At 61.7% G+C, this 22,918-nt stretch carries 22 protein-coding genes; 7 read left to right on the top strand and 15 right to left on the bottom strand.

The window, feature by feature from the left end; genetic code table 11:
* Positions 1 to 34: 34 nt before the first annotated feature.
* The 4 genes from infB to DDD64_RS01200 form a co-directional block, all read right to left on the bottom strand.
* The gene (gene infB / locus DDD64_RS01185; RefSeq protein ID WP_126134656.1) at positions 35 to 3,106 is read right to left on the bottom strand and encodes a translation initiation factor IF-2; all 3,072 of its coding nucleotides are present in this window, start codon (positions 3,104 to 3,106) and stop codon (positions 35 to 37) included.
* 127 nt (positions 3,107 to 3,233) lie between these two features.
* Positions 3,234 to 3,491 (bottom strand): YlxR family protein, encoded by a 258-nt coding sequence (locus DDD64_RS09155; RefSeq protein ID WP_126134657.1) that lies wholly within the window; start codon positions 3,489 to 3,491, stop codon positions 3,234 to 3,236.
* Between the two features lie 49 nt (positions 3,492 to 3,540).
* Positions 3,541 to 4,617, bottom strand: coding sequence for a transcription termination factor NusA (gene nusA, locus DDD64_RS01195; protein ID WP_241227329.1), 1,077 nt, complete (start codon positions 4,615 to 4,617; stop codon positions 3,541 to 3,543).
* Between the two features lie 14 nt (positions 4,618 to 4,631).
* Positions 4,632 to 5,183, bottom strand: coding sequence for a ribosome maturation factor RimP (locus DDD64_RS01200; protein ID WP_126134659.1), 552 nt, complete (start codon positions 5,181 to 5,183; stop codon positions 4,632 to 4,634).
* A 120-nt stretch (positions 5,184 to 5,303) separates the two neighbouring features.
* Here DDD64_RS01200 and DDD64_RS01205 point away from each other — a divergent pair, with 120 nt between their 5' ends.
* Positions 5,304 to 6,464 carry a hypothetical protein gene (locus tag DDD64_RS01205; RefSeq protein ID WP_126134660.1) on the top strand — a complete coding sequence of 387 codons (1,161 nt, stop codon included), beginning with the start codon at positions 5,304 to 5,306 and terminating at the stop codon, positions 6,462 to 6,464.
* A gap of 123 nt (positions 6,465 to 6,587) precedes the next feature.
* On the opposite strand, the gene DDD64_RS01210 is transcribed toward DDD64_RS01205, so the two are convergent.
* From DDD64_RS01210 to pyrH, 6 genes are all read right to left on the bottom strand, one after another.
* Complete coding sequence (locus DDD64_RS01210; protein ID WP_164545868.1) at positions 6,588 to 8,414, bottom strand: proline--tRNA ligase; 1,827 nt, start codon at positions 8,412 to 8,414, stop codon at positions 6,588 to 6,590.
* 143 nt (positions 8,415 to 8,557) lie between these two features.
* Positions 8,558 to 9,421 (bottom strand): GNAT family N-acetyltransferase, encoded by an 864-nt coding sequence (locus tag DDD64_RS01215; protein WP_126134662.1) that lies wholly within the window; start codon positions 9,419 to 9,421, stop codon positions 8,558 to 8,560.
* Between the two features lie 18 nt (positions 9,422 to 9,439).
* The gene (locus tag DDD64_RS01220; RefSeq protein WP_126134663.1) at positions 9,440 to 9,979 is read right to left on the bottom strand and encodes a DivIVA domain-containing protein; all 540 of its coding nucleotides are present in this window, start codon (positions 9,977 to 9,979) and stop codon (positions 9,440 to 9,442) included.
* Between the two features lie 142 nt (positions 9,980 to 10,121).
* Entirely contained in the window at positions 10,122 to 11,000 is an 879-nt protein-coding gene (locus DDD64_RS01225) for a phosphatidate cytidylyltransferase (RefSeq protein ID WP_126134664.1), read from the bottom strand.
* Positions 11,000 to 11,557 carry a ribosome recycling factor gene (gene frr, locus DDD64_RS01230; RefSeq protein ID WP_026428541.1) on the bottom strand — a complete coding sequence of 186 codons (558 nt, stop codon included), beginning with the start codon at positions 11,555 to 11,557 and terminating at the stop codon, positions 11,000 to 11,002. Before frr ends, DDD64_RS01225 begins: the two co-directional genes overlap by 1 nt.
* A 102-nt stretch (positions 11,558 to 11,659) precedes the next feature.
* A complete protein-coding gene (gene pyrH, locus DDD64_RS01235; RefSeq protein WP_126134665.1) occupies positions 11,660 to 12,409 on the bottom strand; it encodes a UMP kinase in 750 nt (249 codons plus the stop codon).
* A 64-nt stretch (positions 12,410 to 12,473) separates the two neighbouring features.
* On the opposite strand from pyrH, the gene DDD64_RS01240 reads away from it, so the two are divergent.
* Positions 12,474 to 13,568, top strand: coding sequence for a YeiH family protein (locus DDD64_RS01240; protein WP_126134666.1), 1,095 nt, complete (start codon positions 12,474 to 12,476; stop codon positions 13,566 to 13,568).
* Positions 13,569 to 13,667: 99 nt separating this feature from the next.
* On the opposite strand, the gene DDD64_RS01245 is transcribed toward DDD64_RS01240, so the two are convergent.
* The 3 genes from DDD64_RS01245 to rpsB all read right to left on the bottom strand — a co-directional run bounded on the left by DDD64_RS01245 (position 13,668) and on the right by rpsB (position 16,522).
* Positions 13,668 to 14,549 carry a formate/nitrite transporter family protein gene (locus DDD64_RS01245; RefSeq protein ID WP_016442488.1) on the bottom strand — a complete coding sequence of 294 codons (882 nt, stop codon included), beginning with the start codon at positions 14,547 to 14,549 and terminating at the stop codon, positions 13,668 to 13,670.
* 225 nt (positions 14,550 to 14,774) lie between these two features.
* On the bottom strand, positions 14,775 to 15,623 hold the full coding sequence (gene tsf / locus DDD64_RS01250; RefSeq protein ID WP_016442485.1) for a translation elongation factor Ts: 849 nt from the start codon (positions 15,621 to 15,623) through the stop codon (positions 14,775 to 14,777).
* Positions 15,624 to 15,652: 29 nt separating this feature from the next.
* A complete protein-coding gene (rpsB, locus tag DDD64_RS01255) occupies positions 15,653 to 16,522 on the bottom strand; it encodes a 30S ribosomal protein S2 (protein WP_126134667.1) in 870 nt (289 codons plus the stop codon).
* A gap of 630 nt (positions 16,523 to 17,152) precedes the next feature.
* Between rpsB and DDD64_RS01260 the strand changes: the two genes are divergently transcribed.
* The 5 genes from DDD64_RS01260 (at position 17,153) to DDD64_RS01280 (ending at position 21,571) form a co-directional block, all read left to right on the top strand.
* Positions 17,153 to 18,115 (top strand): ABC transporter ATP-binding protein, encoded by a 963-nt coding sequence (locus DDD64_RS01260; RefSeq protein WP_241227327.1) that lies wholly within the window; start codon positions 17,153 to 17,155, stop codon positions 18,113 to 18,115.
* A gap of 14 nt (positions 18,116 to 18,129) precedes the next feature.
* Positions 18,130 to 18,858, top strand: a complete 729-nt coding sequence (locus DDD64_RS01265; protein ID WP_126134668.1) for an ABC transporter permease — start codon at positions 18,130 to 18,132, stop codon at positions 18,856 to 18,858.
* Entirely contained in the window at positions 18,858 to 19,610 is a 753-nt protein-coding gene (locus DDD64_RS01270) for an ABC transporter permease (RefSeq protein WP_126134681.1), read from the top strand. Before DDD64_RS01265 ends, DDD64_RS01270 begins: the two co-directional genes overlap by 1 nt.
* Positions 19,607 to 20,701, top strand: a complete 1,095-nt coding sequence (gene rsgA, locus DDD64_RS01275) for a ribosome small subunit-dependent GTPase A (protein WP_126134669.1) — start codon at positions 19,607 to 19,609, stop codon at positions 20,699 to 20,701. Before DDD64_RS01270 ends, rsgA begins: the two co-directional genes overlap by 4 nt.
* A gap of 237 nt (positions 20,702 to 20,938) precedes the next feature.
* A complete protein-coding gene (locus tag DDD64_RS01280) occupies positions 20,939 to 21,571 on the top strand; it encodes a M23 family metallopeptidase (protein ID WP_126134670.1) in 633 nt (210 codons plus the stop codon).
* Between the two features lie 18 nt (positions 21,572 to 21,589).
* On the opposite strand, the gene DDD64_RS01285 is transcribed toward DDD64_RS01280, so the two are convergent.
* Positions 21,590 to 22,525: a tyrosine recombinase XerC gene (locus DDD64_RS01285; RefSeq protein ID WP_126134671.1), complete on the bottom strand. Its 936-nt coding sequence runs from the start codon at positions 22,523 to 22,525 to the stop codon at positions 21,590 to 21,592.
* A 20-nt stretch (positions 22,526 to 22,545) separates the two neighbouring features.
* The gene (locus DDD64_RS09160) at positions 22,546 to 22,740 is read right to left on the bottom strand and encodes a DprA-like winged helix domain-containing protein (RefSeq protein WP_407706505.1); all 195 of its coding nucleotides are present in this window, start codon (positions 22,738 to 22,740) and stop codon (positions 22,546 to 22,548) included.
* Between the last annotated feature and the right edge of the window lie 178 nt (positions 22,741 to 22,918).

Here is a 22,918-nt window from a genome sequence, read left to right on the forward strand (position 1 = left end):
CCGCACCATTCCTCAGGACAGTCAGGACAGACCCCTAGCTACGGGCCTTCTCCTGCATCTCGAAGGTTTCAATAATGTCGCCTTCGTGAATATCGCGATAGCCGAGCGTAATACCGCATTCGTAGCCTTCGCGCACTTCGGTGACATCGTCCTTTTCGCGGCGCAGCGAAACAATTTCGAGTTCGGGTTGAACCACGACACCGTCGCGCACCAACCGTGCCTTCGCCCCGCGCTTGATCGCGCCGGTGCGGACAATCGAACCGGCAATGGTGCCGGCCTTGCCCGAACGGAAGAGCTGGCGCACTTCGGCGCTGCCCAGCTGGACTTCTTCGAGGACGGGCTTGAGCATGCCCTTGAGGGCCGCTTCCACTTCCTCGATGGCTTGGTAGATGACCGAGTAGAACTTCATCTCCACGCCTTCGCGTTCGGCCAGATCCGCCACGCGTTCCGCCGGGCGCACATTGAAGCCGATAATGACGGCGTTATCAACGGTCGCGAGATTGACGTCGTTCTGGGTGATGGCACCCACGCCACGGTGGATAATCTGCAGCGCCACTTCGTCGTCGACCTCAATATCGAGGAGCGAGGATTCCAGTGCTTCCACGGCACCGGAGGAATCACCCTTGATAATAAGGTTGAGCGTTTCGACGCTGCCTTCCTTGAGGACGTCGCCGAGGTTCTCCAGCGAGACACGCTTGCGCCGCCTGGCGAGGGAAGCCGCCCGTTGGGCCGACTCGCGCTGTTCTGCGATTTGGCGTGCGGTGCGTTCGTCGTCCGCCACCAGGAAAGCATCACCCGCGGAAGGCACCGCATCCAGGCCGAGGACCTGCACCGGCATAGAAGGACCAGCTTCCTTGACCGGGTTGCCACTGGCATCAAACATCGCACGCACGCGCCCGTGGGCAATACCCACCACAATCGGATCGGAGATCCGCAGCGTACCGGTCTGCACCAAAGCAGTAATAACCGAGCCGCGGCCCTGATCGAGCTTGGCTTCAATAGCAACACCGCGCGCGGTACGATCCGGGTTAGCCTTGAGCTCCAATTCGGCATCCGCAACGTAGAGGATGGCTTCGAGGAGATCGTCGATACCGATACGCTGCTTAGCCGACACGTCAAGGAACATGGTGTCCCCGCCGTATTCTTCGGCAATGAGTCCGTATTCGGTGAGCTGACTGCGCACCTTCTGCGGATTAGCACCCTCCACGTCGATCTTATTGACCGCGACAATGATCTTCACACCCGCGGATTGCGCGTGGTTGATAGCTTCCACAGTCTGGGGCATCACGCCGTCGTCAGCGGCGACCACGAGGATCGCGATATCGGTAATATCCGCACCGCGGGCACGCATCTGGGTGAAGGCTTCGTGACCGGGGGTATCGATGAACGTAATTGCCCGGGTTTCGCCTTCGTATTCGATATCGGTCTGGAAAGCACCGATGGCCTGGGTAATACCGCCTGATTCGGTACCTTCCACCCGTGAATGGCGGAAAGCGTCGAGGAGCTTCGTTTTACCGTGATCCACGTGGCCCATAACGGTAACAACCGGGGGACGCGGCTTGAGGTTCTCTTCGTCTTCCAGGAGCTCTTCTTCTTCGAGGTTGATATCGAAGCTCTCCAGGATTTCGCGATCCTCATCTTCGGCGGACAAAACTTCCACCTCGTAGCCGAGTTCGGCGCCCAGCAGCTTGAAGGTATCTTCATCCAGCGACTGGTTCATCGTGGCCATTTCACCCATGCGGAAGAGCACGGTAATGAGGGCCGCAGAGGAGGCACCGATACGCTCGGCGAAGTCCGCCAACGAAGCCCCTTGGCGCAGGCGCACCACCGTGGAGCCATCCCCGCGCGGAACCTGGACGCCGGAAAGCATCGGCGAGGACTGTGCTTCGTATTCTTCGCGCCGGGTCCGCTTGGACTTGCGGCCGCCGCCACCGCCGCGGCGCCCGAAAGCACCTGCGGTGGAACCGCCGCGCGAACGCCCGCCACTGCGGGTGAAACCGCCCGTAGGCCGACCCTGACCGCCGCGGTTCTGACCGCCACCAGCCGGGCCGCGCCCGCGGCCACCGCCGCGACCGCCCCGCCCTGAGGAAGGAGCACCGGCCATCTGGTTGGGCATCATCGCCGGCGAGGGACGCGAACCACCGTGCCCGCGCCCACCACCGGAACGCTGCCCGCCACCGTGGTTGTTTTGATGTGCACCAGGGCGCGGAGTACCCGCACTCTTGCGCCCGCCACCGGGACGGGGCATACCCTGCGAGGTGGCATAAGGATTATTGCCGGGCCGCGGACCGCGCCCGCCACCGGGACGGGGCATACCCTGCGAGGTGGCGTAGGGGTTGTTCCCGGGCCGCGGGGTGCGCTGATCGGCTTCGGCACGCGCGGCCTTGGCGGATTTCACCGCACCGCGCGGGGTAGGAATATTGGAACGGCCGGCGTGCCCAGTTTCGTGGGACTTTCCGCCGCCGTGCGCGGCATCGGAGCCGTGCGCGGATCCCGTGTCCCCAGACTTTCCGGACGGTGCAGGCGCGCCGGGCTTAGGAGCCGGTTTCGGTGCGGCCTGCTGCGGGCCGGGCTTGCCGGGCTTCGGAGCCGCACCACCGTGAGCGCTGTGAGTGCCAGCTGCGGAGCCGGGCTTGGGCGCGCCAGCAGCGCCAGTGCCGCTAGCGGTTCCGGCAGCGCCTGCCACCGCGGTCGGAGTGGGCGCCGCGGCGCTATTCGAATGCGGTTTGGCCGGAGCCGGCTTCGGGCCGGGCTTGGGCGCACCGGTACCAGTACCAGCAGCAGTTCCGGCATCCCCGGAGTTCGCGGCAGCCTTCGCCTGCGCCGTCACATCGACAATCGAGGCTGAACCGGCGGGCATATCCACCGCATCGGGTGCCACGGGGTGCTTACGGACCGGCTTGCGCGGCGCCGGCTTACCGCTCCCCTTGGATTCAACCAATTCGGGATGCGCTTCAAAGTATTCACGTGCTTTACGCACGACAGGTGCCTCAATGGTGGACGAGGCAGATTTGACGAATTCGCCATTCTCTTTGAGTGTGGCCAGCAGCTTCTTGCTGGTCACCCCCAGTTCTTTGGCGAGTTCATGGACGCGGACTTTTGCCACAGTTCTCCTTCGTTGGGCCCGGCAAAAGTGCGCGCGGACCCGTTAAATCCGGTTGTTCATCGTTGGGTACTCATCGGGTGCCCATCAGCTTCCAACCCGCTTTCTTGGTCTCGGGTTTTCGCTCCGCTCACGCGAGCGAACTGATTAATTTTGTTACGGCATGCGGAGGAAGAACGACGGCGCAGCGAAAAGCATGCGCAAGTTGTCCTGTCCGCATTCCCCTGGCTAGACAGTCAGGGCGGGCGTGCACCCACGCTCCCCGACCGGGCAGCCGTTGTTCTTTATCCACAACAACTCCCGCTTCGGTTAGCGCTAAGCGCACCAGATCCTCCCGGGCGGCACGCTGACGGCACCCCACGCACATGCGCGGATTTTTAGCCATCATCCCACCGCCTCGAAATTCACACCCTATCTATTTTAGCGGCAAGATGCTACTAGCGCACGTCATCATGCGACTGTGCCGCGTGATCTTCCCCGTGTTCAGCTCCGCTGGTTGGTTCACCATCGGAAATTTCCACAGCGGGAGTTTCTTGCACATCGGATTCTTTACGAATATCGATGGACCATCCGGTGAGCTTAGCTGCCAGGCGCACATTCTGCGCTTCTTTACCGATAGCGAGGGATGCCTGCCCATCGGGAACGATGGCCCGTGCCTGACGCTTCTCCGCGGAGATGATATCCACCCGGGTTACCTTCGCGGGGGACAGTGACGCGGCGATAAAGACCGCCGGGTCGTCGTTGTAGTCAACGATGTCAATTTTTTCTCCGCCCAGCTCCGTGGTAACCGCACGCACGCGCTGCCCGTTGTGACCAATACATGCACCCTTGGCATTGACCTCCGGATCCTCAGCGTACACGGCGAGCTTGGAGCGATGCCCCGCTTCGCGCGCGAGCGCCACAAGTTCCACGGTCCCGCTAGCAATTTCAGGCACTTCCAGTTCGAAGAGACGGCGCACAAAATCCGGGTGGGTACGCGAGAGCCGAATAGAAGCGCCGCGGCTGGTCACCACTACGTCCAAGACAAGGGCGCGGATACGATCTCCCCGATTGAGATGTTCGGTCGGAACCTGTTCTTCAGCTCGCAAAATAGCTTCGTGATCCCCTACCTCCACGAGGAGATCACGGGAGAAGCTATCGCGCCCAGCCCGGCCCTGCACCACGCCGGAAATAATGTCACCTTGCTTATTTTTGAAGGAGCCGAGAACGCGATTCGCTTCGGCTTCCTTGAGTCGCTGGGCGATAACGGATTTCGCCGTCGCCGTTGCAATGCGCCCAAAATCGTGCGGGGTGTCATCGAATTCACCGACGACGTTACCCTCGTCATCAATTTCCGGAGCCCACACCACGATTTTACCGGTGCGCCGATCCATATCGACCCGAGCCCCGCGAATCGCACCGGGCACCCGCGCATAGGCATGCAGCAAGGCATCTTCAATTGCTTCGACGAGTACATCGGAGCTCAGACCAAGTTCACTTTCCAGGGCCCGCAGCTCGTTCATGTGAATTTGAATATCCACGATTTCTCCTACTCTTCCTCGCCGTCGCGATGGAATTCAATATCAACACGGGCCCGTTCCACCCGGCCAATGGGTAAGCGCCGTTCCGCTCCCCCATTATCCGGTGCGAGGACGAGAGTATCCCCCTCAACGGCGCGCAACCTGGTCACGATCTCATCCTCACCGGAGGGCGTCAAACGCAGCAGGCGCCCCACGACGCGGGAAAAGTGGCGCGGTTCCACGAGTGGACGGGTGGCACCGGGGGTGGACACTTCAAGGTTATAGGCACCCTGAACGAGGTCGACGTCGTCCAAACGCGCGGAAATAAGACGCGAAACGTCGGTCAGTTGATCCGAGCCAACACCGCCGGGACCGCTGGGGAGATCGACCGTAACTTGGACGACGGCGCGCCCGCCGGCACGCCCCACCGTTACGCCTTCCAGATAGAGCCCGCATCGGGAGACAAGAGGTTCAATCGCGGCGATGATTTCACCGGTCCGCTGTGCCTGACTGGATTTACGGGGCCCGGTAGAGCGGTGGTCCCGCCGCGCGGGAGGACGCGAACTCTTGGAATGACTCATGGGCTAATCCTACAGTTTCCGCGCCGGGCCGTGGTACACGGGCGTGCCAGACGGCGCCTACGGTGCCGCCGAGGTGGCACAATGTAAGCGGTTTTATTCTCGTCACGAAAGCGGAGAAGCATGGCAGCTGCACCCCGGAGCGGAGCGCTCGCTCATAGGCGCACCTCTCAGTCGGTTCGAACCACGGTGCAGCTGGTGGGCACCGCCGTGCTTACGATCCTCATCATTGGCGCCATTCTTATTGCGATGGGAGCGCGGTGGGAACACGGAGATCCCTCCCCCGCACCTATGACGACGACGCAAGAACTGCGCCAAAGTCTTGCCGTGGCATCCCAGCGGTGCTCCGCGGCTGCCGCTGACTTAGCCGGCGAAACGGGGGGCTACGCCGCGCAGGTATACCAGGATGTTGCCGAGCACGCGAACGTGTGGGAAAACCAGCTGGGCGGGGTATGGCAGGCCTGGCCGAGCGGAGCCCCGGCCGGGCATACAAATTCCCCCGAGCCTTCTCCCCTCGCTCCAGATGCCGTTGAGGTACTCGCTGAGTTATCCACGATCAGCTCCGCGGCGGTGACAGCGGCGGATACACTACTGCCCGAAGCGGAAACTCCCGTAAAAGGCGCGGCCGTCGGTGCGGCAAATGGTGCAGTAACTGACGTGGCAGACGGTGCGGTAGGCGGCGCAACAAAAGGCGCCGATGCTCGCGAGGAGATGTCCGAGGAAACAGCCGGGGAGCGTGCGCTCTATTTAGCAATTGCGTTGCGGGCAACCTGGGATGCTCAGCTGGTGGCAGAGGCTGCTGGCTTACCGGCCCCGGCTCCCCTTGGTACTTCGGCGCAAGGTGGCGCCGGCTACGATGTCGCCCAGCTGGCACCGGCTGGCGGCGACGAGAAACTTCTCACGGCCGCGAATACAGCCCGCCAATGGTATGAAGTTGATGCGGCACGGCGTGGCATGGAGGGGCATGCCGAACGTATGGAACGCATCGCGCGCATTGCTGATCTAGAGGAAGCCCTACTGCGCGCCGGTACCCCGGATACTCGCGCTGCCAGCGTTCCCCTCCCGACTGTTGCCGATGAGGAACTTACATCCGCCGCGTACGCAACTTTGATCGGTGCGCTGTGGCATAGCGGAGCACCGGCCACAGCGGCTCTCAACTTTGCGATTGCAGTGAATGACGCTGACGGCGGCACCGGTGCGGGCGGTGCTATAGGTGCCAGCGGCACCACTAGCCAGGGCCTGGGCAGCAACGCACTCCCCGGGCTTTCATCACGCCGGTATTAGACCCACTTTTGTCTATTAACCCCAAAATGCGCTTCCAGAACATACATATTTATGTAGCTGGAAGCGCATTTTGTGGTTATAAATTTTCAGATCCGAGCACGATGTGCCCAGGGTCGAAAACCGTTACTCGCCCGCTTGGGCAGCAGCTAGGATCTCCTGTACACGCGAGGCAGCATCCGCCACCGCCACGTCTTCGGATTCCCCGGTGCCGCGGGTGCGTACTTCCACCGTTCCATTGGCCAGACCCCGGCCAACCACCACCGCGTAGGGCATGCCCAGGAGCTCGTAATCAGCGAATTTCACTCCGGCGCTCACCTTACGGCGGTCATCGAAGAGGACTTCGATACCCGCGGCGGTCAACTGCGTGGCTAAGTCCTCCGCGGCAGAGAAGACGGCGTCGTCCTTACCAGTGGCAAGGATATGCACCTGCGCGGGCGCGACACCCACCGGCCAGACCAGGCCCTTCTCATCGTGGTACTGCTCGGCAATAGCAGCAAGGACACGGGACACACCCACCCCGTAAGAGCCCATGGTGACCACGCGAGTTTTACCGTTTTCGTCGAGCACCGTTAGACCGAGAGCCTCGGCGTATTTGCGCCCCAGCTGGAAAATATGGCCAATTTCGATACCGCGCGCGATATCGAGCGGGCCCGAACCGTCCGGGGCTTCGTCGCCGGCACGTACTTCCGCGGCCTCGATGGTGCCATCGGCCTCGAAATCACGTCCGTAGACCAGGTTGAAAATATGCTTATCCACCGCGTTGCCGCCGGCGATCCAGCGCGAGCCGCGCGCCACATGGGGGTCAAGGAGGAGGCGCGCCACCGGCACCGTTGCGCCGTCGCCAGCACCGTCAGCTCCGTCGCCGGAATTGTCAGCAACGGCGCCACCGCGGGCCTGCGGGCCAACCGCACCGGGGCCGGTATAACCCGGCACGATTCCCGGGTACTTCTCCATATCCTCAGGAGCAGCAAGCTCCACCTCGGCCGGCGCCAAGCTGGCTTCCACGCGCTTCATATCAACTTCGCGGTCCCCGGGAAGGGCGATGACCACCACTTCTTTCTCCCCATCGGGATGGGTGAGGGTCACGATTACCGACTTGAGCGTATCTGCGGCGTTCCAGGGGCGGTCCGAACGCGGATGCACCTGATTTGCCATCTCAACCAGGTCAGCGATGGTTTTCGCCCCGGGGGTATCCACCAGCTCGGGTGCCGGAACGTCAGAGAAGTCCTGCTCGGGAAGCAGCGGCGTCGTAACCGCTTCGGTATTCGCAGCGTAACCACCCACGGACCGGACAAAAGTATCCTCCCCAATCGCGGTGGGGAACAGGAACTCTTCCGAACGCGAGCCGCCCATTGCCCCGGACATCGCGGAGACAATGGCATAAGGCAGACCCAAGCGCTCGAAAATACGCTGGTAGGCCGCGCGCATCGTATTGTAGGAAGCGTCCAGACCCGCCTCGTCCATATCGAAGGAATAGGCATCTTTCATGACGAATTCACGCCCGCGAATCACGCCGGCACGCGGGCGGGCCTCATCGCGGTACTTCGTTTGGATCTGGTAGAGCGTGAGGGGCAGATCCTTGTAGGAAGAATAAAGATCCTTCACGAGAAGCGTGAACATTTCCTCGTGCGTGGGGGCAAGCAACATGTCGTTACCCTTGCGATCCGCCAGCTTGAAGAGGGTGGGGCCGTATTCGCTCCAGCGGTTCGTTGCCTCGTAAGGTTCGCGCGGGAGAAGGGCCGGGAAAAGTACTTCCTGAGCCCCGGACGCATCCATTTCTTCCCGGACAACCCGCTCCACTTTCCGCAGCACCCGCAAGCCGAGCGGCAACCAGGTGTAAATACCTGGGGCCACGCGCCGCACATACCCGCCGCGGACTAGGAGTTTATGACTGGCGACCTCGGCGTCGGCCGGGTCTTCGCGCAAGGTGCGCACAAAAAGACTAGACATTCTCAGCACGCCCGCCATTCTACCCGCTTGCCGGGAACGGCGCGGCACCGGGGCGCAGTACTGGGGCGGACGGGGGAACGGGGCCCGAACGGAGGACGGCGCCGCACGGAGCGAGAGCACCGGTGCCAGACGATGCCCCGGAGTTAGAGGAGAACCGTCGCCCACTCCCCCGCGCGGCTGAAACCAACATGCTGGTAGAGCCTAACCGCGGCGGTATTGTAGTCATTGACGTAGAGGGAGACGGTGGGCGCATAGCGGGCGCGCACCTGGTCAACGACGCTGGCCATCGCCCGGGTTGCTATCCCGCGACCCCGTAGATCAGGGGCGGTCCATACACCTTGGATCTGCGCCACTCCCCCGGCCAAGGCACCGATATCAGCCTTGAATTCCACTCGTGGGGCTCCGTTGGCGGGATCTATTCCCATACGCACGAAAGTGTGACCGGAGCGGATAAGATCACGGACTCGCCGCCCGTAGCTCGGCCCATAAACAGTCGGGTCGTATCCGACTTCCTCGGTGAACATAGCTACCGCCGCGGGAAAAACAGCACCGAATTCCCAGGGCTCGGCCGGCCGTACCTGCGGATCGGGCGCCACCGGGGAAGCGTGGGTAAGGGCGAGGGAATATTGGCGTGCTCGAACCTCACGAGCGGGACTCCAGGAGCGCTCCAGGTGCTCCCACAGTCCGAGAACCTGATCGGCTGGCCCAAGGATGGAACAGGCCACCCGATGCCGGGAAAGAATATCGTCGCCTAGTTCGCGCAGGCCCGCCGGGGAAAATCCCAAGGGGATAATATTGCCGCCGTCCCAGGCTAGAGCTTCAATATCGCGACGGTGCATCGCCGCCAGCGCCGAGGATGTCCCCACGCCCATGCGTTCCACATTGACGCGGGCGAGCACGGAATTGACCGGGTCGCGAGCTAAAAATTCCAGGGCGCGGGATTTATCCGCACCCGTGAGACGGCGCAGCGAGGATGCAGCTCGATGCGGCCAAATGGAGCGTTTCATCGCGGTGTATTTACTCCGCTACTCCACCGCAAGCAAGACGCTGACAGCCCGCTCGAGGAACACGTCAACGACGGCTTCGTCATAAGCGTTTTTTCCGCGCGATTCCGGGAAAATGGCATCACGCACCACTTCTGAGGTGACGGTTTCTTCACCATCGAAATACCGGGCAAGACGGTCGAGAAGTTCATCAACATCCGATTTGCGGTATCCCCAACCTTCAGCGTCAGCAAAACGCTGCCCAGCCGGGCGTAGCAGGCGCGGATAAAGGCTTTTAGCGTCCTGGTAAGCGAGGTTGAGCCATGCCTGTTCCCCGCGCGCCCCGATAGTATTCGCACGCTTGAGGTGAATAAAGGCAGCTTCGAGGCGGTCGAGCGCGGCATCTACCCGAGCCGGATCATATCCGCCACGCTGGCGGGAAAAACCGGCGCGCCGCACGTCCGTTTCGTCCATATCGCCAGTTCCTCGCGAATATGCGTCTTTTGCACGGGCGAGGAAATCATCGACCTGCTCGGTATTGTATCCGCGCGTGAGCGGACCCACTCGTTTAAACGTGCTCACAACTCACCTCACTTGTCTATGCCAGCACCACGGTGCCGACCTGCCGACCTTCCCTCTTAATGTGCCGCACTCATTTTGCCATATGCGCCCGCCACACGCCGCTCTCGCTCACAGCGCAGCCGTGCACCGCACCGAGCTAGTATCAGAACACCCCTTGCGCCGCCGCGAAGAAGAGGTAGCAGAACGGCGCCCACAACAAGATGGAATCAATGCGATCAAGCATGCCGCCGTGCCCGGGGAAAATTGCGCCCATATCTTTAACGCCGAGCCAGCGTTTGAGGCGTGACTCAAGCAGGTCACCGGCGGTGCAGCACACCACCGCTGCCATCCCGATACCGAAGGCCCACCATACGCCGTGCCCGAGGACCCCCGTGGCGAGCAGCAATGCCACCACCAGGCAGGCGAGGATTGATCCGGCCAGCCCTTCCCAGGTTTTCTTCGGGGAGATTCGCGGGGCGAGCGGATGACGCCCAAAAAGCACCCCGGCAGCCCAGCCCCCGGTGTCATTGGCAACGGGCAGGAGGATGAGCGCTGCGACCATCCACGCCGGGGAATCCAGCTGGCACAGTGCCACCGCAAAACTCCCCAGCACGCTAATCCACAGGGAGACGAAAACCGCGCAGGCGGCGTCGCTCACCTGCGCACGCCCCCGGTCGCGCAACCCCAACCACAGGGCGCAGGCGACCACCGTCGCCCCGAAAGCCAGCATGGCGGCGCCGAGTCCGCGCCACCAGGCCAGCGCCAGGATCGCGATATTTCCGGCCAGCAGCATCGTGAGCGGCAGTCGGATCTGACGCGCGAGGAACGCGCCCGCGGCCTCCCATACGGCAAAGCTAAGCGCCACCACCACGAGCACCACAAAGAGCTCAATACGCCAGAGGACACTGAGAGCCACCAGCGCCAGCAGGATGAGCGCGGTGGGGACGGCGGCTTTGAGGTTACGGCCGGCCCGCGAGGAGGTGGGGCGCGGCGGTTGCGGGGGACGCGGAGCGAGCAGGCTCCGCAACGAGGTGCGCGACATTAGATTTCGAGCAGGTCCTTTTCCTTGCCTTCGAGGAGCTTATCGATCTGCTCCACGAAGCTCTTGGTCAGCTTTTCCAGCTCGTCTTCAGCGCGCTTGACTTCGTCTTCCCCGGCCTCGCCATCTTTTTGGATAGCTTCGAGGGTATCCTTCGCCTTCCGACGCACGGCCCGGATGGACACGCGCCCATCTTCAGCGCGCGTGCGAGCCAACTTGACGTAATCCTTGCGGCGTTCCTCGGTTAGAGCCGGGAGGTTCACGCGCAGCACATTGCCGTCATCGGAGGGATTGACACCCAGGTCCGATTCGCGCAGCGCCTTGTCGATCCCTTGCTTGGCACCCGGATCGAAAGGCGTGATCATAACGGTGCGCGGTTCGGGAATGGTGATGGTAGCCAGCTGCTGGAGCGGCGTAAGCGTTCCGTAGTAATCCACCAGAATCGGGTTAAACATCCCGGCGCTGGCCCGCCCGGAGCGGATATGCGAAAATTCTTCGCTGGTTGCTTCAATAGTTTTGCCCATCTTTTCGCGGGCTTCGCGCAAAGCTTCTTCAATCATGTTTTTTCCTTCGCAGTTTCGTTCACGGCGCGTAGCTACGTGGTACGACGACGCCACCGCCGCCACACGCCCGATGTGACATATCTTACCGGCTTAGCGGGGCTATGCGCCCTGGGCGGAGACCACCGTTCCAATATTCTCACCGCGCAGCGCGGCGGTGACATTCCCCGGCTCGGTCATACCGAAAACCCGCATCGGCAGGGAGTTATTCCGCGCCAGAGCAAAGGCCGCACCGTCGGCCACCTGGAGATTATGGGAAAGCACCGTATCGTAGCTGATGGCGGTGAGCTTTTCCGCTTCCGGATGGGTGCGCGGATCGGCGGTATAGACTCCATCCACCCCGTTCTTTCCCATGAGGAGCTCATCGCAGCGCAGCTCGAGGGCACGCTGCGCGGAAACAGTATCGGTAGAGAAGTAGGGCATGCCGGCCCCGGCACCGAAAATAACCACCCGCCCCTTCTGAAGGTGGCGGATGGCGCGCAAGGGAATATACGGTTCAGCAATCTGCGTCATCTGGATTGCAGTTTGCACGCGACACTGAGTGCCGGCCTGCTCGATGAAATCCTGGAGCGCGATCGCGTTCATAACGGTGCCGAGCATCCCCATATAGTCCGCCCTGGCTCGATCCATTCCAGATTGCTGCAATTCAGCTCCGCGGAAGAAGTTTCCTCCCCCTACAACGATGGCTACTTCGATTCCCGAAGCCGCCGCTTCGGCAATTTCACCGGCGACACGCTGGAGCACCGCGGCATCAACCCCGACACTACCCGCCCCAAAAGTTTCTCCTGATAATTTAAGAAGAACTCGGCGGACTCCATCCGAGCTCGCGTCATGTTCCAGTAGTGTCACCATTGCCTCCCGTCGCTCAGTTCATCGGGCTTAACCATACCAGCGCGGACTCAGGCATAATATCCGGGTGTCTAATGAAAATATTTCTTCTGACGCTGCCACATGGGTGGCGTCACTGCGCGCCCTCACGCCGGGCGTGCTGCTTGCCGCTGTTATCGCGGTAGCATCCTGGGGCCTGAGTAAGCTGATGCCCCTGCTTTCCGCCATGCTCTTCGCCATCGTATTGGGCATGCTGGTGCGCAACCTGGGACTTATCCCGCGTTCGGCTAACCGCGGTCTCACCTTCACCTCCAAACGGGTGCTACGCACCGGGGTGGTGCTCCTGGGGCTGCGCCTATCCATTCCCGCAATCCTGGGGCTGGGCTGGGGTACCCTCATCACCATCATCACCTGTGTGACCGCAACGATGCTCATTTCTGTACCCTTGAGTAAAGTCCTGCGAGTCCCGCACGCCTCGGCTATTCTCACCGCCGTGGGCACCTCCATTTGCGGGGCCTCCGCGGTGGCGGGAACTTCCGCCGTGGTGCGAGTGCGTAACGAAGACGAACGCGATACCGCCGCGGCGACCGCTATTGCCTGCGTGACGCTTTTCGGCACTCTCACCCTCGTGGCACTCCCCTGGCTCGCCCACCTGCTGGACTTGAGCGCCAATCAGGCGGCTGTATGGATGGGCGCCACTATTCACGAAGTTGGCCAGGTGGTGGCCGCCGCAAATATTTACGGTGGCGTGGCCGATACCGCTACTGCCGCCAAGCTTGGGCGCGTGGTATGCCTGGCCGCGGTGATTGCCGTGGTGGGGCTGCTGGAGCGCGCCGCTAAGCAACGTGAGGCCCGCGCCGCGGGGCTGGACGGTGCGGCGCTCGATACGCACGGCCATACGCGTAGCTCCGCACCGCTTATCCCACTGTTCGTGCTTGGCTTCCTTATCGCGGTAGGTATCGCCTCCGTCCTGGAGAACCAGGCATGGGCAGCCAGTGTCTTGCAGATTCTTGGTAACGACGTCGCCAACTGGCTCCTTATCGCCGCAATGGGCGCCATGGGTGCCGGCGTTCATCTCAAAACGATTATGCATACGGGGGCACGCACCGTCCTCTTTGGGTTCCTTCTCACCCTCGTGATTGTGGGGATCGGATTGGCGTGCGTGGCCGTTTTTGTGGTGTAGCAACGGCCTAACATACATGAAGCGGGGGCTTTCCTGACGTGGGAGCCCCCGCTTCGTGTATGCCCCGTATGCGGGCAAGCTAGCCGATATCGGCGTGGATTACTTCAGCGGCGCGTCGTAAACGTCAGCTGCGTCGTCGTCACGCAGATACGCAACCCAGAAGTACGTGGCGAGGATGAAACCGCCCCCCACAATATTGCCGAGAATCACCACACCGATATTGAGGGCGACGGCGCCCGGCGTGAAGGCGGCGTAGTCGGCGAGACCGTGACCAGAGGCGAGCACCGCTTCGGAGTTCCAGAACGCATCCCCACCCCAGTACTTGCACATAAGGCCGAGCGGAAGTAGGAACATATTGGCCACCGAGTGCTCGAATCCAGCGGCAACGAAGAGTGGGATGGGGCATAGACAGGCGAGGATCTTATCCGCCGTGGAACGCCCCGATTGCGCAATCCACACACCGGCGCACACCGCGATATTCGCGAGCACGCCCAGGAGGAATGCCTCTGGGATAGAATGCGCGGCCTTGCCCGCCGCGGTATGGAGGGCAACCTCGCCCCAGGCTCCCCCGTTAGAGAGTGCCTGACCCGCGCCGAAGACGAGCAACGCCAAAAACAGCGCACCAACTAAATTGCCAGCTAGGGAGGTGCCCCAGTGCGCGAAGAACCGCCGCGGCCGCACCCTCTTGTGGTAGAGCGGCATGACCGTCATCGTGGTTGAGGTGAAGAGGTCCGAGCCGGTCAGTACCACCAGGATGAGACCGACCGAGAAGCACAGGCCCCCCAGGACTTTCGCCGGGCCGAGCGGCCCGTCGGCCAGGCCCTGTTGCGACGTGATGTAGAAAATGTAGCCCATGCCTATAAAGGCGCCGCCCGAGAGTGCCATCACGAAGGATCGCGTCAGCGGTTTCTTAGTTTTCTTGTATGCCGCGCGGGCGTTCTCAACCGCGAGGGTGTGCGGATCGGGAATGGTTATGCTCACCTCTTACTCCTTTGTCAGTTCAGCGCCCCTCATCTTATGTGAAAGTGCCCGGTGGGAGCTATAGATATTTAGAAGCAGATAGGTCCGGTGCCCGAAACAGCACCGCTCAATACGCCAGAGGGCGGGACGCACTCACGTACATCCCGCCCTCCGGCGTTTAGTGTTCTCACAACCGAAAGCTAGGCTCCCGGCAGCCGGAAACTACGTCCCGGCGCGTGCAAAAACTTACTCAGCGTGCGAACCGACGCGCAGACGCTTGAAACCGGTCACCTTACCGCCGGTCTGGGACACGATGGTCTTGACCGGGGTCTTCGGCTCGCGGGCGTAGCCCTGCTCTTCGAGAACGACCTGCTTGTAGAAGCCGTGCATGCGGCCTTCCACGATCTTCGGCACGGCCTTTTCCGGCTTGCCTTCAGCGATGGTGGTTTCGGTGGCGATGCGCTTCTCGGTTTCCACCACGTCAGCCGGAACATCCTCGATGGAGAGGTACTTCGGATCCAGCGCGGCGATATGCACCGCGATGTCATGCGCAACTTCGGCAGCCTTGGCATCGGTGGCAACCAGCACACCCACCTGCGGGGGCAGGTCAGGGTTGGTGCGGTGCATATAAGCTTCCACGTGCTCGCCCTCGAGGACTTCAACGTGGGAAACTTCCATCTTTTCACCGATGACGGCGGTCATGGCGGTGATGCGATCCGCAACGGTGCCATCGCCTAGCTTGGCGGCGAGCAGCGCTTCCACGCTATCGGCGCCGGAATCCACGGCAGCCGTGAGGATCTCATCGGCCATGCCAATGAACTTCTCATTCTTGGCCACGAAATCGGTTTCCGCGTTGATCTCCACGAGAATGCCACGCTGGCCGGCCGCGGTATCGGACACGTGCGAAGCCACCAGGCCGTTCGCAGCGGTGCGGTCCGAACGCTTAGCGGCGGACTTCATGCCCTTGACGCGCAGGATCTCCTCAGCCTTGGCGGAATCCCCCTGGGCTTCGTCGAGAGCCTTCTTGGCGTCCATCATGCCGGCGCCGGTCTTGTCACGCAGCGCCTTCACATCGGCGGCTGTGTAATTAGCCATGCTTCACTCCTCACTTGTAGCGCTCAGGCTTAGGCCTGGGCGTCAGCTTCTTCGGACTTGTTTTCTTCGGATTCGGTCGCTTCGGCCTCGGCTTCAGCCGGAGCGGCTGCAGCTTCCGCGGCGGGAGCGGCTTCTTCGGTAGCTTCCCCAGCCGCGAGAACTTCACGCTCCCACTCGGGCATCGCATCTTCGGTAGCGTTCTTGCCAGCGCCGCGAGCCAGGAGGCCTTCGGCTACCGCATCACCGATGACGCGGGTAAGCAGCCCAACGGCACCGATGGCGTCGTCGTTACCCGGAATCGGGTAGGCAACTTCATCCGGATCGCAATTGGTGTCCAGGATGGCAACCACCGGAATGTTGAGCTTGTTGGCTTCGGACACCGCGAGGTGTTCCTTGTTGGTATCCACAACCCACACGGCGGAGGGCAGGCGGTGCATATCGCGCAGGCCGCCGAGGGTCTTCTCCAGCTTGTCCTTTTCACGGGAGAGCATGAGGAGTTCCTTCTTGGTCAGGCCCGAGCCGGCCACGTCCTCAAAGTCCATCTGCTCGAGTTCCTTGAGGCGCTCAATACGCTTGGCAACGGTCTGGAAGTTGGTGAGCATGCCGCCCAGCCAACGTTCGTTCACGTAGGGCATCCCGGTGCGTTCGGCCTGTTCCTTCACGGCTTCCTGCGCCTGCTTCTTGGTGCCCACAAAGAGGATATTTCCGCCGTGCGCCACGGTTTCCTTCACGAAATCGTACGTGCGGTCGATATCGGCGACCGTCTTGCGCAGGTCAATAATGTAAATCGAGTTACGATCCGTGAGGATGTAACGCTTCATCTTCGGGTTCCAACGGCGGGTCTGATGCCCGAAGTGCACACCAGCTTCCAGCAGCTGGCTCATGGTGACGACAGCCATGCGGCGTCCTTTCTCAGGCGCCATTATGACAATGGCGCGGTATCGGTTCTTGCACGACGGCGGAATTGCCGCCGCACCCTGGTGCCCACGAACCGCGGTTCCCAATATGCGCCACCCACCGGGTAGCCCGCATCGGGACCGATCCGCGACCCTCTTATGCGGGCACGCGTATTACGACCGGGGATAACCGGCCGCCTGTACATATTACCCCACCAAGAAAAACTGCGAACGGCGAGCGGGTGTGATTTTCGCGGGAATCTTGCGGCTAGGCGAATGTGCACCCGAGGCTGAGGCTAGCGCGCACGCTCCATCTCAACATATGGTTGCGGCTGTGCAGCTTTTCCGCATGACTATAGGATAATCCACATAGTTACTAACACTAGATCCTAGGAGCAACCTGCCCTATGCGCGTCCTTGAATTCAATACCTATCGCATCAAGGAAACCTTCTTTATATAAAAATGCGAGAAAGCCGTATTCTCGCACGCACTTAGCGATGATGCGCGCCCGGAGCGTATACCTATTTTCTCAGGCCCCGGGTGAGTACACCTGTGTACTTTCCTAAATGGTGCGTGCGATAAGGGTTCATGCTGCCCTGAATACGGCAATTGGATTGATAAGGATAAGGATTTTGATAGATCCTCATATTCCCGTCCTCGACGTCACCCATGTGCGGCGCGTGTTCGGGAAAGAAAAATTTGTTGCAGTTGATGATGTGTCCCTGGTGATCGAAGCGGGCCAGGTGCATGCCTTGCTCGGTCCGAACGGGGCCGGGAAAACCACAACGGTGCGGATGTGCGCGACTCTGCTGGCTCCCACGTCGGGGCAGGTACGGATCGCGGGGATCGACGCGGTGCGCCATCCTGAAAAGGCGCGCTCGCGCCTGGGCCTGGTGCTAGGCGGGGACCTCGGGTTTTATCCCCGGGCTACGGCACGCGATAATCTCCTGTATTTTGCTGACCTGCAGGGGGTAGGGAGCGGGCAGCGGCGCGGCGTCGTCGCTGATGTTCTTGAACGCGTTAAGCTCACTGACTCCGCCGGGGTTAAGGTGGGGCAGTTTTCGCGCGGGATGCGCCAGCGCCTCCACCTGGCGCGCGCCTTATTGGGTGCGCCGCCGCTGCTCCTTCTTGATGAACCGACCACGGGGCTGGACCCCGACGTCGCGCTCACGGTGCGCGATATTATCCGCGACGTTGCCAGTAACGGCACTGCGGTGCTCCTCACCTCGCATTCCATACCGGAGGTCGAAGAACTGGCGGATACCATCACCGTCATTGGCGCGGGCAAAATCGCGGTGCGGGGCACCGTCCGAGATATCGCGGAATATGCCGGGGTGGGCGCAACCACGACGTTCACGCTGGGTGCACGCAAAGCGGATATTTTCGCGGGCCTCGAAGCGGAATTCCCCGGAGCGGTGATTATTCGCCGTCCGCGCGCGGGCAATTGGGCGGTCACGATCTACTGGGATGTGCGCTCCGGTGCGCAAGCCGAACGCCTGGTGGCGCTTCTCGGGTACGAGCCGGAGGATCTGGTTACGCGTCCGGCCTCGCTGGAGGAAACGTATCTCGCGCTGGCAGATGGGTTGGCACGGTGATGCGGCAACTACGTATGAGCGCTTTTCACGTGCGCCAATTTGTATCCGTTCCCTATTTCATCCAGCTTATGGTGACGGCGACGCTCGCCACCGCACTGGTGCAATTCCTCGGTTTCCGAGCTTTCGGAAATATGAGCGCGACGCAAGGGTGGGTGCGTGCCGCGATTATCGGCATGTGGACCACGGCAACCTGCGCGGCTGGAATTATTGGTTTTGAGAGGTATAAAGGTACCCTCGTCTACTTGGTGAGCGCGCCGATTGGGGCACTACGGAGCATTGCTGCGGTAGTAGCTTCGGCCGGTTCCTTCGGACTGGCAGCATTCCCGGTGGCCTGGGTGACGTGGGCCCTGTGCTCCATCTCGGTCACCTTCACCGCACCGTCCTGGGGCTTTGCATGCGGGATTCTACTGTTGTGGATGGGGTGCCTGAGCGTTTCATTCGTGATCGCCGCGCTTTTCGTGCTCACCCCGAACGCGATTAGTTACGAAGGTCTGCTCCTGGTTCCGATGTTTTTAGCTTCCGGAATTCTTTTTACGACGACGGCGCCACCTGCGTGGCTGGCCTATCTTTCCCTCTTCGTACCCCTCTCAATGCCCACCTCCCTGCTCTTCGGAGAGGATATTACCGGGAGTGACGTAGCTGTCTGGGTGGTCGTATTGGGCGTGTGGCTGACGGTGGCGGGAGTGGCGGGGCGCGCGGCGCTGCGCCGTGCTACCCGCTCCGGGACCTTGGAGATGATGTGATGCTGACGCGCTATCGCTCGATTATTCGGGTCTCCTGGGCTTCCTCGGTGACCTTTGCAACGGTGGGGACGGCGGCGACCACTCTCCTGGTTCTTCCGCTCCTCGACGTGCTTTTTGATGTGGTGCTCGGCAATGACGTGGGGACCCCGGATCTGGTGCGCACCGGCTATGCCGCGGCGCTGGTTGCTTTGGCCACGTCGGTGGCCTCCGGGGTGGTCAGCGCGGTGGCAACCGACCGGGCGCTAGGGATATTCCAGGAGGTTCACCTGCGCCGGCGTTTCGATGTGGTGTACTGGGTGGCGGTGGCTACCGTCCCATGCGTCCTGGTAGTATCCACCGGTAGTGCGGCCATCGGCGCCGTCTTCCTCCTCTCCCCGGACAAAGATGCGGCACTCCTGGGACGAGTAGCGCTCTTAGCGGTGGCTGCCTTGGTATGCGGGGTGCTGCTCGGAGTGGCAGCGGCCGGGATCGGAGTGGATCTTCCTGACCCGTATCTAGGTGCGACGTTACTCGCCACGTTCTTGCCTGTTTTCACCGGAGTTATTGTGCCCCTTGATTACTATCCGCCCGTGCTGGCCTCGTTGGCGAATGCTGTGCCCCTCTCAGGAATCATCGCGAGTATCGCGGCGCCGGCCGGCTGGTTGGTAACCCGTGATATTGCCGTTGCCCTGCTCTGGGCCGGAGTCGGTGTGATCGCGACCCGCCATGCGGTGGCTCGGCTGCGTTCGGGTATGCGAAGGGATGTTGTATGAGTTTTCTGGGCTTTGATGAACGTTGGGCGGCCTACCTAAAAGTCGCGGAAATGAACCTTGGTGGCGGCACCTGCGTGCACGGCGGGCGGATCGCCGCGGTACATCGCGGCGCCGTCGAAGTGCTCTTCGTTGATAAAACTGATGTGCTGGGCTCCCCCGCGAATGGTCCCTCGAACGGGGCATTGGTGCGCATTGACCTTGATGTTCCGGGACACTGCCGGGATAGTGAATCTTGGCCGCCGGTGGTGGGTGACTGGGTGGGCGTGGATGATGCCGGGCATATTCTCGACATTTTGCCGCGCCGTACGTATCTCACCCGCCCGTCGGTGGGCCGTGCCGCTCTCGAGCAACCTATCTGCGCGAATATTGATGTGGTTCTCATTGTGGAACCCGTGGTGCCAGCAGCTAGTCGCGGGCGTATCGAACGTTTCGTGGCCCTGGCCCACGCGAGCGGGGCATGCCCCTGGCTGGTGCTCACGAAGGCGGATCTGGCGAACCCGGCAGATCTCCAGGAGCTGGGTGAGGGATGCGAAGAAGTCCTCGCGCTTGATGCACGCTCCGCTGCGGACGTAGCTCGGCTGGTCGAGCTCCTCTCCGGTACGGTCGTGGTGGTGGGGCGCTCCGGCGCGGGGAAATCCACCCTCACCAATACTTTGCTCGGAGCTACCCGGGCGGTGGGAGCGGTGCGCGAGGGTGACCATAAGGGTCGGCACACGACCACCGGACGCCAGTTGGTCTGTGGAGAACACTTCGCGGTCATCGATACTCCCGGGGTGCGCGCTTTGGGAGCCACGATGGACACGGAGGCCATTGAGGATACCTTCGCGGATATTAGCGTCTTGGCTGCCTCGTGCCATTTCGCGAATTGTAGCCACGGGCGTGAGCCGGGGTGTGCGGTGCGTGAGGCCTGCGCGCACGGGGCTTTGAACGCGGACCGTTTAAATCGCTATCTACGCATGATGGCGGAGGCAGAGCGGCTACGTTCCCGCAGCGACGCACGAACGGCACGGAGCCAGGATCGGCACGCCTCGAAAGAGAATACCCGCGGGCGGCGCGAAACGATGCGTCTCAAGGGTAAAAACCGCGGATAACAGCGCAAAAACCCAGGCTAGTTCCAGAATAGAGCTAGAGTCTTCCACAGGTTGCGGAGACGCATGGACTATCCACAGCCGGCGGGTGCCCACTGGAGTGCGAGCCTTCTCCACGGCATGCTCAGCCCTATGAAGACTCTCAGGATTTTTGCGACACGATTCCCCGGTGCGCGCTGTGGCCCGGGCACGGCTCCTGGTGCCCGGGCCACAGCGCGCTCCCGCTCCCATGCGGGGCGCATGATCGTGGCACGTTGCCTGGCCGCTGCCGGCGCGGCTCTCACCCTGGTGGCGAGCGTCATTTCAGAATCGGCATCTGGCCCGGTGGCGCCGTCGTCGGAAAACACCCCCGCGCAGGCCGCGGCCTCGACAACAGAAAGCAAGCCAGAGGCACCGTCGGCGTCCGCACTTATGGTAGATGCCCGGAATGCAACGCATACAACGGCCGCACAGCCCCGCAACACCGGCTTCCGCTCCCCTACCGGTAGCAAGCCTGTAGTCACTCGCCCCTTTGACCCACCGAAGCACAATTGGTTGCCCGGGCATCGCGGTGTCGATGTGGAGCTTCCAGCGGGCAGCCCTGTTCTTGCTGCCGGCACGGGCACCGTGGTGTATGCCGGGATGCTTGCGGATCGGCCAGTAATTTCTATCGAACACGCCAATGGTCTGCGCACCACGTACGAACCCGTGGAGCCACAGGTGCAGCGAGGAGAAACCGTGAGCGCCGGGACGGTTATTGGGACATTGCTGGCCGGGCATGAGGATGGCGGACGCTTCCCCGGGGATGTTTTGCACTGGGGTGCGCGGCGCGGGAAAACCTATATTGACCCGCTCTCGCTCCTCTACCGGCGTGAGATCCGCCTTTATCCGTGACGCTCCTGCAACGCTTCTTTAGGCCCGCGGATGGGCTTGGAGGAATGCAGCCCGGAGCCTGTCGGCGCTGACGTGGGTGTAGCGCTGCGTGGTTTGCAGGGATGAGTGGCCCAGGATCTCTTGGACGCTGCGCAAATCCGAGCCACCGTTGAGAAGATGCGTAGCTGCGGAATGGCGTAAATCGTGCGGGGTAATATCGGGTACTCCCGCTCGGCTGGCGGCCCGATGCACAACGTCGCGCAATGAACGCGGATTGAGGCGCCTACCTTGAGCCCCTAAAAAGAGAGCCCGGGTCGGTTCTTTCATAAGAGAGGCGCGCGCGGGCAGATATTCCTGCACGGCCCGCATAGCCGGCACTCCGTACGGGACCACGCGTTCCTTATTTCCTTTTCCGATAACGCGCACCGTTAAATCAGGGCGAACCTGGTCAATATCCAGGGAACACACTTCGCTCACGCGCAAACCTGCCGCATACATGAGCTCAAGGGCCGCCCAGTCCCGGTAGGCGAGAGCATTCCCACTCTCAACCGCATGGCTTTTGGCGTTGTTGAGCAACTGCTGGGCTTGGTGTTCATTGAGGACATGCGGTAGCTCATTGGTGACCCGGGGTGATTTCAGCCTGGCTGCCGGATCTGAGGCGGTATAGCCACACCGGTATGCCCAGGAACTAAAAGTACGTATTGCCGCGGATTGTCGTGCCATCGAGGCCAAGGCACTACCGTGTTCGCGCGAATGGGCCAGCCATGCCCGTAAATCAGCTAAGTCCAAGTGTTCGAGGTCAATATCTTGCTGGGATAAATCTTTATCCGAAGTCTCGTCCCTGGTGGATAGCTCGTGAAGGAAAGCGAGAAGTGAGACCACTTCATGCACATAAGCGCGAATCGTATGCTCGGAGTATCCGCGGCGCAGCCGCAATTCTCGCTCATAACGGTCCACAATATCTGCTACTCGCATACTTCCAGTTTATGCGAGCCTCAGGTCGCCCGTTGCCGGCTTGCCTCCCGAGCCTGGGGCGTTAGGCGCCATTTCCCGCCCCGGCTCTCCGCGATTCCGGCTACCTCAAGTTTTCCGAGGGCCGCCATCACCTCAGCAAATCCCATTCCCGCGGTCTGCGCTATTTTATCTAGCGGCTGATAATTGCGAGCCGGTAGCGCATCACGCACCCGCACCGCGCGCGGATCCCCGGCAAGCGGATCGGTGATGGCGAGCCCGAACCCTAGTGCACCGTCCGCGATTTAGGTTTCCGGTTATGGGGTGGGGGTTTGTTCTAAGACTGTTCTCGCGCGTGCTATTTTCTCCAGGAGGCTATCCACGTCAGCTACCCACGTGAATGGTGTGGCGGTAAGG

The organism is Actinotignum sanguinis, from assembly GCF_003957255.1.
GTDB classification, from domain to species: Bacteria; Actinomycetota; Actinomycetes; order Actinomycetales; family Actinomycetaceae; genus Actinotignum; species Actinotignum sanguinis.

Bases quoted from the DNA above. Each gene is read 5' to 3' on its own strand.
- DDD64_RS01210 (WP_164545868.1), bottom strand. From the start codon at position 8,414: ATGTCTAGTCTTTTTGTGCGCACCTTGCGCGAAGACCCGGCCGACGCC.
- rsgA (WP_126134669.1), top strand. From the start codon at position 19,607: ATGAGTTTTCTGGGCTTTGATGAACGTTGGGCGGCCTACCTAAAAGTC.
- DDD64_RS01215 (WP_126134662.1), bottom strand. From the start codon at position 9,421: ATGAAACGCTCCATTTGGCCGCATCGAGCTGCATCCTCGCTGCGCCGT.
- DDD64_RS01270 (WP_126134681.1), top strand. From the start codon at position 18,858: ATGCTGACGCGCTATCGCTCGATTATTCGGGTCTCCTGGGCTTCCTCG.
- DDD64_RS01285 (WP_126134671.1), bottom strand. From the start codon at position 22,525: ATGCGAGTAGCAGATATTGTGGACCGTTATGAGCGAGAATTGCGGCTG.
- tsf (WP_016442485.1), bottom strand. From the start codon at position 15,623: ATGGCTAATTACACAGCCGCCGATGTGAAGGCGCTGCGTGACAAGACC.
- DDD64_RS01200 (WP_126134659.1), bottom strand. From the start codon at position 5,183: ATGAGTCATTCCAAGAGTTCGCGTCCTCCCGCGCGGCGGGACCACCGC.
- DDD64_RS01205 (WP_126134660.1), top strand. From the start codon at position 5,304: ATGGCAGCTGCACCCCGGAGCGGAGCGCTCGCTCATAGGCGCACCTCT.
- frr (WP_026428541.1), bottom strand. From the start codon at position 11,557: ATGATTGAAGAAGCTTTGCGCGAAGCCCGCGAAAAGATGGGCAAAACT.
- pyrH (WP_126134665.1), bottom strand. From the start codon at position 12,409: ATGGTGACACTACTGGAACATGACGCGAGCTCGGATGGAGTCCGCCGA.
- rpsB (WP_126134667.1), bottom strand. From the start codon at position 16,522: ATGGCTGTCGTCACCATGAGCCAGCTGCTGGAAGCTGGTGTGCACTTC.
- DDD64_RS01225 (WP_126134664.1), bottom strand. From the start codon at position 11,000: ATGTCGCGCACCTCGTTGCGGAGCCTGCTCGCTCCGCGTCCCCCGCAA.
- DDD64_RS01280 (WP_126134670.1), top strand. From the start codon at position 20,939: ATGATCGTGGCACGTTGCCTGGCCGCTGCCGGCGCGGCTCTCACCCTG.
- DDD64_RS01265 (WP_126134668.1), top strand. From the start codon at position 18,130: ATGAGCGCTTTTCACGTGCGCCAATTTGTATCCGTTCCCTATTTCATC.
- DDD64_RS09155 (WP_126134657.1), bottom strand. From the start codon at position 3,491: ATGATGGCTAAAAATCCGCGCATGTGCGTGGGGTGCCGTCAGCGTGCC.